The 15,264-nt window shown below is 35.4% G+C and carries 17 protein-coding genes, 1 tRNA gene and 1 pseudogene; 11 read left to right on the plus strand and 8 right to left on the minus strand.

Annotated elements, in window-relative coordinates; genetic code table 11:
* Positions 1 to 232 precede the first annotated feature (232 nt).
* Positions 233 to 1,237, plus strand: a complete 1,005-nt coding sequence (locus tag TY11_RS16840) for a DUF3231 family protein (protein ID WP_042148911.1) — start codon at positions 233 to 235, stop codon at positions 1,235 to 1,237.
* An 18-nt stretch (positions 1,238 to 1,255) separates the two neighbouring features.
* Positions 1,256 to 1,705: pseudogene (locus tag TY11_RS16845) on the plus strand (hypothetical protein).
* A gap of 64 nt (positions 1,706 to 1,769) precedes the next feature.
* Here the strand turns inward: TY11_RS16845 and TY11_RS16850 are convergent.
* The gene (locus TY11_RS16850) at positions 1,770 to 1,985 is read right to left on the minus strand and encodes a hypothetical protein (protein ID WP_042148913.1); all 216 of its coding nucleotides are present in this window, start codon (positions 1,983 to 1,985) and stop codon (positions 1,770 to 1,772) included.
* 347 nt (positions 1,986 to 2,332) lie between these two features.
* Here TY11_RS16850 and TY11_RS16855 point away from each other — a divergent pair, with 347 nt between their 5' ends.
* Entirely contained in the window at positions 2,333 to 2,707 is a 375-nt protein-coding gene (locus TY11_RS16855) for a tyrosine-type recombinase/integrase (RefSeq protein ID WP_042148916.1), read from the plus strand.
* A gap of 68 nt (positions 2,708 to 2,775) precedes the next feature.
* Here TY11_RS16855 and TY11_RS16860 read toward each other — a convergent pair.
* A tRNA-Val gene (locus tag TY11_RS16860) sits at positions 2,776 to 2,848 on the minus strand.
* Positions 2,849 to 3,160: 312 nt separating this feature from the next.
* On the opposite strand from TY11_RS16860, the gene TY11_RS16865 reads away from it, so the two are divergent.
* From TY11_RS16865 to TY11_RS16890, 6 genes are all read left to right on the plus strand, one after another.
* A complete protein-coding gene (locus TY11_RS16865; protein ID WP_042150351.1) occupies positions 3,161 to 4,891 on the plus strand; it encodes an ABC transporter ATP-binding protein in 1,731 nt (576 codons plus the stop codon).
* A complete protein-coding gene (locus TY11_RS16870) occupies positions 4,881 to 6,713 on the plus strand; it encodes an ABC transporter ATP-binding protein (RefSeq protein ID WP_042148921.1) in 1,833 nt (610 codons plus the stop codon). The genes TY11_RS16865 and TY11_RS16870 overlap by 11 nt, the downstream gene beginning before the upstream one ends.
* A gap of 63 nt (positions 6,714 to 6,776) precedes the next feature.
* On the plus strand, positions 6,777 to 7,505 hold the full coding sequence (locus TY11_RS16875) for an alpha/beta hydrolase (RefSeq protein WP_042148924.1): 729 nt from the start codon (positions 6,777 to 6,779) through the stop codon (positions 7,503 to 7,505).
* Positions 7,506 to 7,620: 115 nt separating this feature from the next.
* Positions 7,621 to 8,139 (plus strand): YjcG family protein, encoded by a 519-nt coding sequence (locus TY11_RS16880; RefSeq protein ID WP_042148927.1) that lies wholly within the window; start codon positions 7,621 to 7,623, stop codon positions 8,137 to 8,139.
* The gene (locus TY11_RS16885) at positions 8,136 to 8,558 is read left to right on the plus strand and encodes a GNAT family N-acetyltransferase (RefSeq protein WP_042148929.1); all 423 of its coding nucleotides are present in this window, start codon (positions 8,136 to 8,138) and stop codon (positions 8,556 to 8,558) included. Before TY11_RS16880 ends, TY11_RS16885 begins: the two co-directional genes overlap by 4 nt.
* Before the next feature lie 97 nt (positions 8,559 to 8,655).
* Complete coding sequence (locus TY11_RS16890) at positions 8,656 to 9,357, plus strand: YetF domain-containing protein (protein WP_081755966.1); 702 nt, start codon at positions 8,656 to 8,658, stop codon at positions 9,355 to 9,357.
* Positions 9,358 to 9,401: 44 nt separating this feature from the next.
* On the opposite strand, the gene TY11_RS16895 is transcribed toward TY11_RS16890, so the two are convergent.
* The 4 genes from TY11_RS16895 to TY11_RS16910 form a co-directional block, all read right to left on the minus strand.
* Complete coding sequence (locus tag TY11_RS16895; protein WP_042148932.1) at positions 9,402 to 10,070, minus strand: nucleoside deaminase; 669 nt, start codon at positions 10,068 to 10,070, stop codon at positions 9,402 to 9,404.
* A gap of 83 nt (positions 10,071 to 10,153) precedes the next feature.
* Positions 10,154 to 10,423 (minus strand): hypothetical protein, encoded by a 270-nt coding sequence (locus TY11_RS16900; protein WP_042148935.1) that lies wholly within the window; start codon positions 10,421 to 10,423, stop codon positions 10,154 to 10,156.
* Between the two features lie 74 nt (positions 10,424 to 10,497).
* Positions 10,498 to 10,695, minus strand: coding sequence for a hypothetical protein (locus TY11_RS16905; protein WP_042148938.1), 198 nt, complete (start codon positions 10,693 to 10,695; stop codon positions 10,498 to 10,500).
* An 80-nt stretch (positions 10,696 to 10,775) separates the two neighbouring features.
* Positions 10,776 to 10,991, minus strand: coding sequence for a hypothetical protein (locus TY11_RS16910; RefSeq protein ID WP_042148940.1), 216 nt, complete (start codon positions 10,989 to 10,991; stop codon positions 10,776 to 10,778).
* Between the two features lie 207 nt (positions 10,992 to 11,198).
* Here TY11_RS16910 and TY11_RS16915 point away from each other — a divergent pair, with 207 nt between their 5' ends.
* Complete coding sequence (locus TY11_RS16915) at positions 11,199 to 11,687, plus strand: CotY/CotZ family spore coat protein (RefSeq protein ID WP_042148943.1); 489 nt, start codon at positions 11,199 to 11,201, stop codon at positions 11,685 to 11,687.
* A 136-nt stretch (positions 11,688 to 11,823) separates the two neighbouring features.
* Here TY11_RS16915 and TY11_RS16920 read toward each other — a convergent pair whose 3' ends face one another.
* Both TY11_RS16920 and mgtE read right to left on the minus strand, forming a co-directional pair.
* Complete coding sequence (locus tag TY11_RS16920; protein WP_042148945.1) at positions 11,824 to 12,348, minus strand: CotO family spore coat protein; 525 nt, start codon at positions 12,346 to 12,348, stop codon at positions 11,824 to 11,826.
* 196 nt (positions 12,349 to 12,544) lie between these two features.
* Positions 12,545 to 13,906 carry a magnesium transporter gene (gene mgtE, locus TY11_RS16925; RefSeq protein ID WP_042148948.1) on the minus strand — a complete coding sequence of 454 codons (1,362 nt, stop codon included), beginning with the start codon at positions 13,904 to 13,906 and terminating at the stop codon, positions 12,545 to 12,547.
* Positions 13,907 to 14,070: 164 nt separating this feature from the next.
* On the opposite strand from mgtE, the gene TY11_RS16930 reads away from it, so the two are divergent.
* Positions 14,071 to 15,249, plus strand: a complete 1,179-nt coding sequence (locus tag TY11_RS16930) for an FtsW/RodA/SpoVE family cell cycle protein (protein WP_042148951.1) — start codon at positions 14,071 to 14,073, stop codon at positions 15,247 to 15,249.
* Positions 15,250 to 15,264: the final 15 nt, after the last annotated feature.

Here is a 15,264-nt window from a genome sequence, read left to right on the forward strand (position 1 = left end):
AATTCTAGTAAACTGTTTCTTCTGTATGGTGTAGTCGTTACCCAATAAAGTTTAGGCATACCCTTAAACGAATTTCGTTCTATCAATCTCCTATACTTATCAATCTTAATTTTGTTCTATTTCATTTTTTGCTGATTGTCTATTTCAATAATGAGGTGTTTGTAGTCCTGATACAACCAATATTTTTAATAAAATCACAAAACAAGGGAAATATTAGACAGAGGTGATTACATTGGAAAAGGAAAATTTAAAGCTCACATCTGGTGAAATAGGAACATTGTGGGGCGAATATGTAAATGGTACAGCCGTTGATATAGTCAACAAATATATGTATTCAATCATCGAGGATGAAAAAATTAAAGCGCTTTTTGAAGAAGCAATACATATATTTGGCAACCAAAAAAAGCAGATTTCAACCTTCATGGAAAATGAAGGATTTCCAGTTCCAATTGGGTTTACGGAATCCGATCTTAATCATGGGGCAAAAAGATTATTCTCGGACATTTTTTGCCTACACTATTTACATATTATGACGTTACATGGTTTGTTAGGGCATACAACATCGCTTAGTACATCTGTTAGAAAGGATTTAAGAGATTTTTATGATTCATGTGATAATAGCGGTAAAAAAATGTACCATCAAACGATAGAATTACTTTTAGAAAAAGGTCATTTTCAAAGAGATCCATACTTTTATCCTGAAAAAAACCCTGAATTTATTACAGGTCAGCAATTTTTAGATGGATATTTTGGCGATCAACGTCCTTTGTCCGCAATGGAAATTATTAGCCTATCTTTTAACTTGAAAAAGAAGATAATGGAAAAAACCCTCTCCATTGCATTTAGCCAAGTTGCACAATCAAAAGAGGTAAGGAAATTTTTAGTTTCAGCTCAAAAATCGTCTGACAATCAAATTCAATCGTTCGGGAAGATACTACAACAAGATAGTTTACCAGTGCCAATGTCTTGGGAATCAGAGGTTACGGCATCTCAGGATTCTCCCTTTTCAGATAAGCTAATGTTGTATCATATTGGTTTTTTACTTCAAACTGGGCAAGCCTACCATGGATCAGGACTAGCATCAGCTATGCGAACAGACCTTGTTGTAACGTATGAACAAACCATTCTGAAAAACCTAATGGTTACCAAAGAATGGTTTAACCTTATGACAAAGAACAGATGGTTAGAACAACCACCACTTGCTCCAAACAGAAAGAAAATAGCAAAAGATAAGTAATAGGCAAGGTGGTAATGCATGAATAAGAATCCATTCGAGAAGCTGCTGTGGTCTGTCGCACTCCCTGGGTTCGGACAGTTGTTAAATGGTAAATATTTAAAAGGTATTATATAGTGACACTTGAATTTTTAATTAATTTATTTAGTAATTTAAATAGTGCTATACTGTTAAGTTTTCATGGTAAAACCCTTGTTGCAATAGCCATTACAAATTATAACTGGTTATTGTTTTATCCTTGTATATACAGTTTCGCTATGTGGGATGCTGTGAAAGATGCGGGTGGTGGAGAGGATCCATACTCTTTTTTCCATTTGTGTGTCCTGCGTTTTCTGCAACTGTTGGATTAGTTTATTCTTCGAAAGTAACGATATTTGGCGTTTTATTAGGGCCTGTATGGTCCATATATTGTCCTTATTTCCTGGAATAGCAGTTGGCTTACTACTTAAGAAACGCCTGTCTGAGCACTAATTTAGTGGTCAATCAAGTAAGCCCAACTGTTACCGATAATAAATCCACGATATTAACATTTATACTATGCTCCAACTCTCTTTTTCACCTGTTCAGCCGAAAGGATATTTTCCAACTTGAATGTTCTTACCTTCTTACGCCAATAACAAAATGCCACGATAGAATTATCATCCATGCTAATCACACGAACATATCGTTGTGTTACCTGGTTCTTACTATCGATATAAAAGATGAGGATTTTTTCTTTATTATCGATGGAACGTTGGAATAAACCTTTCATGACAAGAACACCCTTTCGGAACATTTGTTCTTATCATAATCAAAAAAATAAACCCATGCAAGATGGATTTATTTTATGCAACTTCTAAGCTATTCAATTCATCTTTACCTATCAAACAAAACTCCGAAGAATTGGCATCCTCTTTATTAATTAATTCAAGTCTTATAAGCTTTCTTCCAATAAGTTCTTTATTCTCTAAAGCGACTAAAAAAATAATATGTTGCAAACTTTCCTTATTTAATTCATTAGATAAAAGTGATATATCCTTACCCTATGATTTAATGCCACTTATTAAAGAGTTAATTGAATAACGAATAGAGGAAAGATCACACTTTAAAAAAGAAGAATTGTGGCGTGAAGGTAAGCATTTCTTACTGCTCTCTCATGAGAACGGCGAACCTTTTAACCCGGATAGTATGAAAAACTGGTGGGAACGATTTTTAAGAAGGCATAAGCTTCGATATGTTAATATCCACGCCCTACACCATACCATGGTGACGATATTGATTGAATTAAGCATTCCTCTATCGCAAATATCAAAACGTGCTGGGCACTCTGGAATAAGTATAACGAATGATACGTATAGCCATCATGTACAAACGGTGGACGAATTGGCAACAGAGAGATTATCCGAAGTCCTAAACAGAAAAATAATTAACCAAGATAAACCATCAAAAACCAATGAAAAACAAGCTCCTGCCGTCAAAATGTCGGCAAAGTAGAAAACTAACAAAAATAAAGCGACTCCTATATTTACTAGGAATCGCTTTACATCAAGGTTTGTGCATGATGATTCCGATTGGGCTCGAACCAACGACCTCTACCCTGTCAAGGTAGCGCTCTCCCTGCTGAGCTACGGAATCGTAATATGTAGTTGTAGATAAATTATATAAATTTTAGTAAAATTAGTCAATCAAAATAAGTATGAGCAATCTCTATATTTTCAAATTTCTCCTACAACAATTTCTACCTTCTCCATCACTAACTGAACAATTCTACAATTTACAAGCCAAGATTATATATCCCTATATAAATAGGAGCTCTATATACATAAATTCATTCGATACACGAAATAAATCCTTGGTACAAAACCTGTTTATCCTTTATAATGAAAAGACATTATATTTTCCTATCTAAAAAAATTTCACAATTTCGACAACGGGGGTTACATGCACGTGAAAACAGTTTTTTCCTTTTTAAAGCCGTATAAATTGCCCGCAGTTGTTGCCTTCTTGCTCATGCTCGTTGAACTTGCTGTTGAGCTACTTCTTCCATTCTTTCTAGGAAAAATGATTGATAATGGGGTTATGAATGGCGACTTAAATAATATTGTCATGTGTGGAAGCATCATGATTGGGCTTGCATTCTTCTCTTTTATATCGGGTATTATTAATTCCTTTTATGCTTCCCATGTGAGCTGGGGTTTTGCTTATGATATTCGTGAAAGGTTATTCCGCAAAATTCAGGAATTTTCATTTACAAATTTAAATCATCATCCAACATCACATCTTATGACTCTATTTACAAACGATGTTAGACAAATCCAAAACACTATTTTTATGAGTTTGCGCATTATGATGAAGGCACCACTTATTGCATTAGGTGGCGTTATCATGGCGTTTGTCGTAAATCCTGGACTTGCAATTATTTTCTTAATTACTGTTCCACTACTTCTAGGATTTCTGTTATGGGTTCTAAAGAAAGCATCCAAAATGTTTAATAATGTTCAAAAAAGCATCGATAAAGTGAACCTTGTGATGCAAGAAAACCTTGCAGGAATGAGATTAATCAAAGCTTTCTTCAGGCGTGACTATGAAGAAGATCGTTTTACCGATGCCAATTCAAACCTTAAAAATAACACAAGGTTTACGTTTCGTTTCATTGAGGCTTCCATGCCTATCCTATTGTTCGTTATGAATCTTAGTATCATTGCAATACTCTGGTTTGGTAATACACAATCTATCGCAGGCACTACTGAAGTTGGAGATGTGGTTGCTATTCTTAACTATGCAATGCGTGTTGCCATGGCTATTTCAATGTTTTCCTTCATTATTATGGCACTATCTCGTACCAAAGCATCTGCAGAAAGAATTAGCGAAGTACTGGTAGAGGAAGTTGATCTGCTAGATTTAGAGGATGCCAATAACAATCAAAAGGTTATGGACGCAAAAGTTGAATTAAAAAATGTTTCGTTCCAATACCCTACTTCTGATGGTCTTGTACTGAGTGACTTAACTTTCACTGTCAAACCTGGTGAAAAGCTCGCTATTATTGGAGCAACTGGTTCTGGGAAGTCATCCTTATTTCAGCTTATTCCAAGGTTATACGATGTGACGGGGGGCGAAATATTAATTGATGATAAACCAATCTCTTCCTATAAACTAGAAACACTCCGAAGAAGTATTGGATATGTTCCTCAAAGTCCATTGCTTTTCAGTGGTCCAATTATCGAAAATATTTCATGGGGTAAAGATGATGCGACGAAAGAGGAAATTCTTAAAGCAGCTAAGGACGCACAAATCCATGACACTATTATGGAATTACCCAACCAGTACCAAACACAGATTGGTCAAAAAGGTGTTAATCTTTCCGGTGGACAAAAACAACGTATTTCCATTGCGAGAGCATTAATACGCAAGCCTAAAATTCTAATGCTTGATGATAGTACAAGTGCACTTGATTTGGAAACGGAGTCAAAATTATTAGACGCCATTCAGGATGACCTAAATACGTTATTTATAATTACACAAAAGATTTCTACTGCAATGAATGCTGATCGAATTTTACTATTGGATGAAGGTAAAATGTTAAACATTGGTACCCATGAGGAGTTACTGAGAGATTCCGAATTATACCAAAGAATCGTGGAATCACAATTTGGAAAGGAGTATCCACATGTCCATTAAACAACAACTAAAAGCTCCCTTTCAATATGAAAAAATACCAATAGAAAATATCTCTGAAGACAATACAAAAAAACGTGCGCGTAATACGGTTGGAACGATAAAACGAATTTGGTCCTACCTTGCTCGTGAAAAAGCACGATTATGGCTAGTTATAGTAATGGTACTTATTAGTTCTGCTATGAGCTTACTTGGACCTTTCATGGTTGGGAAGGCCATTGATAATTTTATCGTTAAACAAGAAGTAACTGGGTTTGGAATATTGGTAGTAGGACTAATAGCCGTTTATTTATTACATTCCCTTTCCATTTTCCTACAAAGCTTTTGGATGATTGGGATTGCGCAAAATACAGTGTATGATTTACGTTCCGAGCTATTCCATAAGTTCCACCGCTTGCCAATAGCTTACTTTGATAAAAGACAACATGGCGAATTAATGAGTCGTATTACAAACGACATTGATAATGTCAATAACACCTTAAACCAGTCGGTCATCCAAGTATTTTCCAGTGTATTGACACTTATTGGTACGATTGGGGTAATGATTTATCTAAGTCCTATATTAACGGTTGTGACCATGTCTATTGTTCCGGTAATGTTCTTTGCGACTCGTTGGATTACAAAGAGAACTGGACCATTGTATAAGTTACAACAAAAAAGACTCGGAGAATTAAATGGTTATGTCGAAGAGACCGTGTCTGGTCAACATGTCGTAAAAACATATTCCCAGGAAGAACGTGTCATCAAAGAATTCGAAGTAAAAAATAAAGATTTAAACCACTCTGGTTTCTGGGCATTAACCATTGCTGGTTTTATTCCTAAAGTGATGAATATGCTGAACTTCCTAAGTTTCGGGATGATTGCTCTAGTTGGTGGTATTCTAGCAATTAATACAGAGCTTGTTACCATTGGGGTAATCGTAATTTTCACGGAATATGCCCGTCAGTTTACTCGTCCATTAAATGAACTTTCCAACCAATTTAACCTTCTCCTTTCAGCGGTTGCTGGTGCTGAGCGTGTATTTAATGTGATAGACGAAGAAGAGGAAGAATTGGATGAGAGTAGAGCAATCGAACTTCAGGAAATAAAAGGTCATTTCAAATTTGAAAATGTCACCTTTGGTTATGAAAATGAAGCTATCTTAAACAAAATAAACTTCGAGGCAAAACCTGGAGAGTCCGTAGCCTTCGTTGGACATACTGGGGCAGGTAAGACAACCATTATTAATTTAATTTCACGTTTCTACAATTATGATAGTGGTAAAATTAAACTTGATGGTATTGATTTAAAAGAAATAAAACGGTCTAGTCTGAGATCCCATATGGCGTTTGTATTACAGGATTCTTTCTTATTTCATACATCAATCAGGGAAAATATTCGCTATGGACGATTAAACGCTACCGATGAAGAAGTAATAGTAGCTGCCAAACAAGCGAATGCGCATGATTTTATTGAACAATTACCAGATGGTTATGATACGATTCTAGATTCTGACGGAAGTGGAATTAGCCAAGGCCAAAAGCAATTATTAACAATTGCTCGTGCATTTATTGCAGAGCCAACTATCCTTGTTCTAGATGAGGCAACTAGTAACATTGACACGATAACCGAATTGAAAATCCAAGAAGCGTTAAAAGAATTAATGAAGGGCAGAACAAGTTTCATCATTGCCCACCGATTAAACACCATCCAAGAAGCAGATCAAATAATAATGTTAGAACATGGTCAAATCTTAGAAAAAGGAAACCATGATGAACTACTAGACCTTAAAGAAAATTATTACAATCTATACAAAGGACAACTTCGCGAAGTAGTCGGCAGTTAAGGTTACAACTATAAGTTTTCATGGTAAACTAGGATTAGGTAATTTGCTTATGAGGTGAATGTATTGAGCAGAAAAGGGAAAATGCTGGAGCATGTAATTAACAGTATATATCTTGAAGAAAAAATGACGCTTAAAATTTATCAACCAGAATCTTTTTCACCATTGTATAAATATCACATTTGCATTATGCAAGACGGAAATGATTACTACCAGATGGGACGTGTGGCAACATTTAGTGATAAGTTACACGATGATGCAGAAATTGAGAATACAATCTTTGTTGGTATTCATTATAAGGACCGATATGATCGCTTAAAAAAATACCACCCTTTAGGGGAACAATATGAAGCCTATTCCAAGTTCTTAATGAACGAGGTTGTTCCGTTCTTGGATGACATCCTACCTTCGTATCATATGGGTGGAACACGAGCCTTAATGGGAGATTCCCTGGCAGGAACGCTTGCTTTAACAATGGCCATCAAATATCCGAACACCTTTGGAAAAGTAATTATCCAATCTCCACTAGTCGATGAAATAGTGTTAGAAGCAGTTCGAAACGCATCAAATATTGAAGCATTAGATATATACCATACAATCGGCATCTCCGAAACTAGTGTGGATACAACAAATGGACCCAATGTTGATTTCTTAACACCAAATAGACAACTTAAGGAATTGTTGGAACAAAAAGGACTAACGTATCATTATAAAGAAATACTAGACGGTGAGCATACATGGAAGTATTGGCAGAAGGATATGGTAAATGCATTGAAGGCAATCTTTGGTGAATAACAGTTCCAATTTTTATATAAATAGGAAATAAAACACTTTAAATATGGACTTTTATGTTATAAATTAGAAGAAGCTATAATACTTATACGATAAAAAAATAATAGGAGGTTCTGACATGAAATATGGTATTGCGATTTTCCCATCCAAAGTAATTCAGGACGAAGCTAATTCATATCGTAAACGGTACGACCCACACTACCCTTTAATTCCACCTCATATTACATTAAAGGAAGCATTTGTTGCTGATGATGATATGATAGACGAACTAATTCCAGAGTTAAAGCGAATTGCAAATGAAACAGAACCGATTACAATTCGTATTAATAAGGCAAGTTCATTTGTTCCTGTAACAAATACAATTTACCTAAAAGTAGAACCTAATGAAGCGTTAACCACCCTTTATGAAAAACTTCATGAAGGAAAGTTTCCTCAAAATAAGAAATACAATTTTGTTCCACATATCACAATCGGACAAAAATTAATGGACGACGAGTATTCTGACGTCTTCGGTAGATTAAAGATGAAAAGTTTTCAATTTGAAGAAGAAGTTGATCGTTTCCAACTTCTATACCAGTTAGAAAACGGTTCTTGGACGGTTTATGAATCGTTCGTTTTCGGTCAGGAACTTGTATGATTTTAAAGATTGTTGAAACAGACGAAGAAAGAAAACATGCTTTTCAAGTACGTACGATTGTATTCGTTGAGGAACAAAAAGTACCGGAAGAAGAAGAACTCGATCAATACGATGAAACCGCAATTCATTTTGTTGGTTATGTGAAGAACCAACCAGTTGTCGCTAGTCGCTTACGATTTGTGGAGGAATACGGCAAATTAGAACGTATTTGTGTTTTAGAGGAACACCGTGGAAAGTCATATGGAAAAGATGTTATACAAGCTATGGAAAATGAAATCAAGAAAAATGGGTGTACCAAGGCGAAACTAAACGCACAAACACATGCTGAAACTTTTTATGAAAAGTTGGGATATAAAACCGTTTCAGGTGAATTTCTGGATGCAGGTATTCCTCACGTAACCATGAAGAAATCACTTTAGACAGTCCTTTTATAGGGACTGTCTTTTTTTATGCCCCCTTTTCATGCATGACTTTTCTCAATCCGGTTAATCCTAAGCTTGGAAAGGGGCGTTTTGGTTGATATCCTATTTTCAAATGTTTACTGATACACTTTTTGGTTTTTTTGCCTTATATATTTTAACTAAACTCCTCGGTAAAACACAAATTTCTCAACTTACTGCTTTTGATTTTATTTCTGCAATTATTCTTGGCGAGCTTGTTGGAAATGCGATGTTTGACGACAAAGCGGGGATATTAGAAATGGCTTTTGTCCTTTTTTTATGGGGCGGATTATTATATTCCACGGAGATTATTACTCAGAAGTTTAAAGCCTCTCGTTCCCTACTAGAAGGTACTCCCGAGATTGTAATTCGAAAAGGTAAGATGATTCGAGATGTGATGAAAAAAAACAAATTAGATGTCAATCAACTTCAACATCTTTTGCGTGAAAAGGATGTATTTTCTGTTCGAGAGGTAGAATATGCAATTTTAGAAACGAATGGTGCCATTTCTGTTCTCAAAAAATCCGATTATCAGTCACCGACACGTAAAGATATGAAGCTAGCACCCCAACCTGCAAATCTCACCGTAACCTTAGTTAATGATGGAGAAATTATCTATGATAATTTGGAGGAAAAAAATCTTACAGAAGAATGGTTGCTGCAAGAATTAAAAGAACAAGGATATGAACAAGTAAAAGATGTATTTTACGCAGAGTACATGAAGGATGAGGAATTATTAGTGTTACCATTTGTGAACCGTGGAAAAAGGAAGAAATAGTAAATAACGCATATTTAAATACTTACTATGGAAATAGCCCGTTCCTAAACGGAATGGGCTTGTTTAACCTGTTTTATTTTAGTAACTAATTCATCAAAAAGTAATGGGAAACCATCTGATACGTTTTTTACTTCTTGCAATGTGTTAAGTTGAAATATCGTTCTTCCTACCGAGACACCAATTGGATAATCAATTGCATGTGCAGCAATTAGTTCTTCAGCCCGTTCTGTAGTAAATGTTCTTAATAAAAAGTCGGTTCTAAGGACCATCTGTACTTCACCAAGTATTGGAAAAGGTCCCCTAATATTAAGATTCCTAGACTCAATAAACCCGTGTTCATCTTTTATAGTAGTTGCACCTGCGAGTTTATCATCAGTTGCTGCGAAACAAATATTTCTCACTTTTGATAGAATAATTGCGCCGAAGCATTGGATGCAAGGTTCCATTGTTGAGTAAATTGTTGCTTCACTCATCTCTTCATAATCTTTTCCATTTAATTGTAGAAGAACATTCATTTCTGCATGAGCGAGACGGTTTCCAAAAACTTGTTTTACTGGTGCTGTTCCTTCCAATACTCTATTTCTACCCTCTAATACAATTTCTCCTTGTTGATTAACTAATACAGATCCAATCGGTATGGAACCATTACAATATGCCTCCCATGCTTGTAAGAAGCTCCTTTTCCACGGTGTAGTTAGATCACTCCATCTCATCTCGGTACCCCCATTCACGTTCCTGTTTTCAAACATCATACCATAAAGAAAAAAGGACTGCCTAGTGAAAATTAGACGGTCCATCATATCCGTTCATTAATAAAATTCCCTAACCCTGTAATCTCTGTAAATACTTCATCCAAGTCTATATATGATACACATAACTCTTTTTTCTGAGGAAGTTGTTTGAGATTTTGGTTTTTAAGTTCTTCTTCACGTTTCAATTCTTCATACCTTGTTTTAAAGATGATTTTATAAGGTTTTTCAACAGAAGTAATTTCTCTTTTTCTTGTAACCATTCTTCTCTGATATTCCGCATATTCATGTTGTTGAACCGGTAATATATATCCCATATCACTACCCCCTCAACCTTTTGTTATAGAAATTCGATAATCTTCTTATTTTTATGTCTGTCAATCTCTACATATTAACCTTCCATCGTCTTTTCTAACTCTTTTATCCATTTCTCGATTTCAACGATGGTTTTCATAAATCGAGTATTCCATTCATTCATATCCTTTTCAAAAGCAATCATTTTCTTTTCTGGTTGCTGAAGCCACTTTTCATTTTTCTCAAGATGCTTTTCAATTATCCTAAGATTATTAATCAATTTTTCCTTGTCCATTCGCTCCCCCCTCTACTTTTATGTAAAAAAAATGCAGCTAGCTTAGCTGCAATGGTTATGGTTTATCGTTATGGCGGCTTTTATATCCAGGAGAATGGACCTCTGTCTCTTTTATCATTATTTTTATCACTGCTCTCAGATTCTCTGCTACTACTACTACTTGATTCCCATCTATCCTCTTCATCTCTAATTCCACCAATAATTGGATCATAATTTTTTCTTCTTGGGTTAATAATGACGTTTTCTGCTTCGATCACAAGATCCTTTACACGAATCACTCTTCTATTTTCAGACATGCTTGTCACTCCTTTATGATATGTGCTCGATATTAGTCTATGTAATTAGCCCGAGGCGAGTATAGTCATGTGCCCTATTTTATTAGTGTTTTTATCCGGATAAAAACACTAATAAAATATCGTACAGGTGCCCACACCATATAGCCTCTAACACATATTCTATTAAAGACAATAAGTCAATAAGCATGATGAAAGGAGAAATGTTTCATGGGTTGTGGCCATGGTAGAGTAGAAGGTGCAGCAACAGATAACTGCGTTTGTGAAATTCTTCGTGATATTGTTGATGCTCAAAACGATGTTATCGAAAATTGCTGTGAAACTAGTTGTGAACAATCAATTAATGATTTATTAGGTGAAACTGATCCAGGTAATGGCTTGGATACAGTACCTGTAATTTTATATTGTGCAGGTGATTGTAAGCCATTTAAAGGATTCGGTGCAAGACGTGGTAGAGAACTAGGTGAAATGGGCGATATCAAAGGTAGCTTCATTTTCCGCGTAAAAACAGTAACAGATGACTGCTGTGCAGTTCTAGAATTGTTACTTGATCGTGACGACCGTGATGATTGTCATGAATTAAAGAGTCCATGTGACCATGATACAGGTAATCTACAGAATACTGGAATCTGCATCACTGTAGACTTAAACTGTTTCTGTCACGTTACTTGCTTACCAGCAATCAATGTATTTAACTAGTAATTTTAAGGAACACCATGGAGAATCTCTCTATGGTGTTTGTTTTTTTACAGTATTTAAAAAAAGCATAGCGGCCTGAATACAGAAGTGTACTCTGGCCGTTGCTTTTCTAGATTACCCATCACAAATGAGCCATTTAATATCCTAATCCTAATAATTGAATATCCTGAATATCTTCTTTTTTAATAAAAACAGTTCTTCTTCCTACTCTCATCTGGACTTCATTATCTTCCAAATTAAGAATTATTCCTCGATATTTTCTTTCTTCTGTTAGCACTTCACATCTCATTCTTGGTAAGTGATTCGAGGAATTCAAGAAATAAGTGATTTTCTCCTGAATGGTCATATCTTTAAATTTTTTTTTGTTTTCTTGATCTTTTTGTTCTTGTGACAAGGAAGATTCAGGTGTTTTTCTTTCCTGTACAGCACTGCTTGAATATTTCGGTTTATCCTGTGGTGCTTCTCCAGCGAAAGAACTCAAAGAAGGTATTTTTTTAACCGGAGTTTTTATTGTTTTTTTTTTTATTTCTGGAGTTGGTGCTAAAGTTTTGGGTTGCTTTGGTGTCGTATAGAAATGCTGCATTGGGGCATGGGGCTTACCTTGAGTAGGCTGATGAATATACATTAATGGCTCATTCGCATATTTACTACGTTCAGACATGATGGATGATCTCCTTTCAAATTCTATTATCACCCTATTATATGAACCTCATTATCGAATTGTGTAAATGCCTAGGAAATATAGCTAAATTGCCGATTATTAAATTCATTTGTGCAACTGACAGTAAGTTTTTCTTTATGCACAAAAAAATAGCAGGAAACAATTTCCCCTGCTATTAAAAATCCTGATCTGAAATCTATAGCAAAAAGCTCATAAAAGCTGTCGCTAATCCAAAATAGATTAATACAGAAATAATATCATTAATCGTCGTTATAAATGGGCCTGAAGCAACTGCAGGGTCAATTTTCATTCGATGCATAATGATTGGAATCAAAGAACCCGCAAGTGTTGCAACAACCAATGTGGCCATGATAGACAACCCAACAAGGATACCTAAATAAAGATTATGCTGCCATAAGAAAATAACAACCGTAATAATGATTCCACAAACGGTTCCGGTAATGAGGCCCGTTCCCGCTTCTCGAAAGATCAACTTTAGCTTCCCTTCTGCTCCATACTCACCTGTGGCAAGTCCTCTAACTGCGACAGCTAATGCTTGTGTGCCAGTGTTTCCAGCCATCCCAGCAATTAGCGGAATAAAGATAGAGAGAATCGTGACTTGACTTAAAGTTTCTTCAAACTGCCCAATAAGACTAGCTGTTAATAACCCTAAGAATAATAAAATAATTAACCAAGGCAGTCGTTTTTTTGCTGCAACTAGTGGACTGGTATCAGGACGATCCCCATCGGATATACCAGCAAGTTTCGAGTAATCTTCACTAGCCTCTTCATCAATAACATCTAAAATATCATCAACGGTGATAATCCCTAGCAAATGCTGTTGAAAATCAACAACCGGAACAGCAAGGAAATCATAATCACGCATGATTTTTGCGACTTCTTCTTGGTCTTCAGCAACAGAAACATGAAAAACATTTTCATTCATAATGTCTTCTATCTTTGTTTCATCACTTGAAATGATGAGGTCCCTAAGAGACAAAACCCCAACCAATTTCTTGTCATCATCAACTACATATAAATAATAAATTGTTTCGGCGTCTGGTCCCTCTTCTTTTAATTGAAGCATGGTGTCCCTTACAGACTGGGTTTTAAAGACAGAAATAAATTCCGTCGTCATAATACTACCAGCAGTTTTTTCTTCATAATGAAGAAGGTCCTTAATATCCTCGGCATCCTCTTCGTTCATAATAGTTAGAAAGCTTACAACCTTATCCTTTTCCATCTCATTTAAAATATCAACCGCATCATCTGTAGCCATTTCTGCAAAAATCATCGAAGCAAATCGCGGATCCATTTCCGAGAAAAACGGTTCTGTATCTTCAAGTTCAATATGCTCCATCATTGCGGCAACTTCTTCTGGTGACAGATAGCTATATATTAGCATTCGATCGGTTGCATCAACTTCCATGAAAAATTCAGCTTGGTCAAATGGATGCATGTCCAAAAAACTCATTCTAAATGTATCAATTTTTTCTTCCTGTAAGTCTTGTTTAAGTTTTTCAAACATTTCTTCTTTCAATTCTTCAATATTTTCCATGTCGCAACCCTCCTTTTTAGTTCACTTATAGTTATACCATACCCTAGAAAATCGTTCAGCTAACACAAGAAAAAAATGTTATAATTATATAATGCTTAAAAAATGATGTGAAATCGTGTAAACTTTAAAGAGATGAAAGTTCATATAGAAAGTTAGGATAATACATGAATACGACTAAAAATAACCTTGACTATACTTTAATAACAATAATTGTTCTACTTGGAATTGTTAGCGTCTTTACGATTCATACTGTTGAACCAACATTGCCAGCCAAATTAGCAGGTCAAAATTTCTTTGAAAAGCAAATTGTTTGGTATGTAGGTGGCAGCTTCTTAATTGCGCTTATTATGTTAATTGATTATGACCGCTTTAGACAATTAACTTGGATTCTGTATGGTATTGGGATGACTATGCTATTGATGCTTTTCTTAGGGAGCCTTGGGTTTCCAATACCATATATTCATGAGGCGAATGGTGCAGTAAGTTGGTTTTTATTCCCTTTACTAGGTACATTGCAACCTGCTGAATTTATGAAAGTAATACTGATTCTCACACTAGCTCATGTTATGTATGCACATAACCAGAATTTTGTAACTCAAACCATAAAAAGCGATCTATGGCTATTATCCAAGATTCTAATTTTTTCTCTCCCACCAATGGGACTTATTGCAGTTCAACCGGATTTGGGCGGATTTTTAGTCATGTGTGCTTTAACAAGTGCAATGATTTTAGTATCTGGTATAAGTTGGCGATTAATATTTTCTATTCTACTAATTGTTTTAGCCTTTCTTGGGCTAATCGTGGCAGCATATTTTATGTTTCCAAATTCTGTAGCAGTTTTTCTAGAAGAATCCGTTTTCAAACATGTATCTAGTCGATTTTATGGTTGGCTTGAACCAGAACAATACTCCGATTCAGGATTTCAACTTATTCGGGCCATGATGGCAATAGGTTCTGGTCAACTCTTTGGTAAAGGGATTGAAACAATGCAAGTGAGTGTTCCCGAACGTCAAACGGATATGATTTTCACTGCCATTGCAGAGCAATTTGGCTTTATTGGCTCCAGTATTGTTGTAACATTATTTTTCTTATTACTCTACCGCCTTATCCACATTGCAATCCAGAGTAATGATAGCTATGGAAGTTATATTGTAACTGGAATCGTCGGTATGTTTGCATATCAAATTTTTCAAAATATAGGTATGTCTATTCAATTACTTCCGATTACTGGACTTCCCTTACCATTCCTAAGCTACGGGGGAAGCTCAACCTTAACCTATTTAATCGCAATTGGTATTGTATTAAATATCCATTCTAGAACAAAAAAATATATGTTTGAATAAGGCGAGAATAGCAAA

This window comes from Paucisalibacillus algeriensis (genome assembly GCF_000577245.1).
Classification (GTDB): Bacteria; Bacillota; Bacilli; order Bacillales; family Amphibacillaceae; genus Ornithinibacillus.

Coding starts and splice junctions, on each gene's coding strand:
- TY11_RS16850 (WP_042148913.1), bottom strand. CDS start 1,985: ATGAAAGGTTTATTCCAACGTTCCATCGATAATAAAGAAAAAATCCTC.
- TY11_RS16870 (WP_042148921.1), top strand. CDS start 4,881: ATGTCCATTAAACAACAACTAAAAGCTCCCTTTCAATATGAAAAAATA.
- TY11_RS16880 (WP_042148927.1), top strand. CDS start 7,621: ATGAAATATGGTATTGCGATTTTCCCATCCAAAGTAATTCAGGACGAA.
- TY11_RS16885 (WP_042148929.1), top strand. CDS start 8,136: ATGATTTTAAAGATTGTTGAAACAGACGAAGAAAGAAAACATGCTTTT.
- TY11_RS16895 (WP_042148932.1), bottom strand. CDS start 10,070: ATGAGATGGAGTGATCTAACTACACCGTGGAAAAGGAGCTTCTTACAA.
- TY11_RS16900 (WP_042148935.1), bottom strand. CDS start 10,423: ATGGGATATATATTACCGGTTCAACAACATGAATATGCGGAATATCAG.
- TY11_RS16905 (WP_042148938.1), bottom strand. CDS start 10,695: ATGGACAAGGAAAAATTGATTAATAATCTTAGGATAATTGAAAAGCAT.
- TY11_RS16910 (WP_042148940.1), bottom strand. CDS start 10,991: ATGTCTGAAAATAGAAGAGTGATTCGTGTAAAGGATCTTGTGATCGAA.
- TY11_RS16915 (WP_042148943.1), top strand. CDS start 11,199: ATGGGTTGTGGCCATGGTAGAGTAGAAGGTGCAGCAACAGATAACTGC.
- TY11_RS16920 (WP_042148945.1), bottom strand. CDS start 12,348: ATGTCTGAACGTAGTAAATATGCGAATGAGCCATTAATGTATATTCAT.
- mgtE (WP_042148948.1), bottom strand. CDS start 13,906: ATGGAAAATATTGAAGAATTGAAAGAAGAAATGTTTGAAAAACTTAAA.
- TY11_RS16930 (WP_042148951.1), top strand. CDS start 14,071: ATGAATACGACTAAAAATAACCTTGACTATACTTTAATAACAATAATT.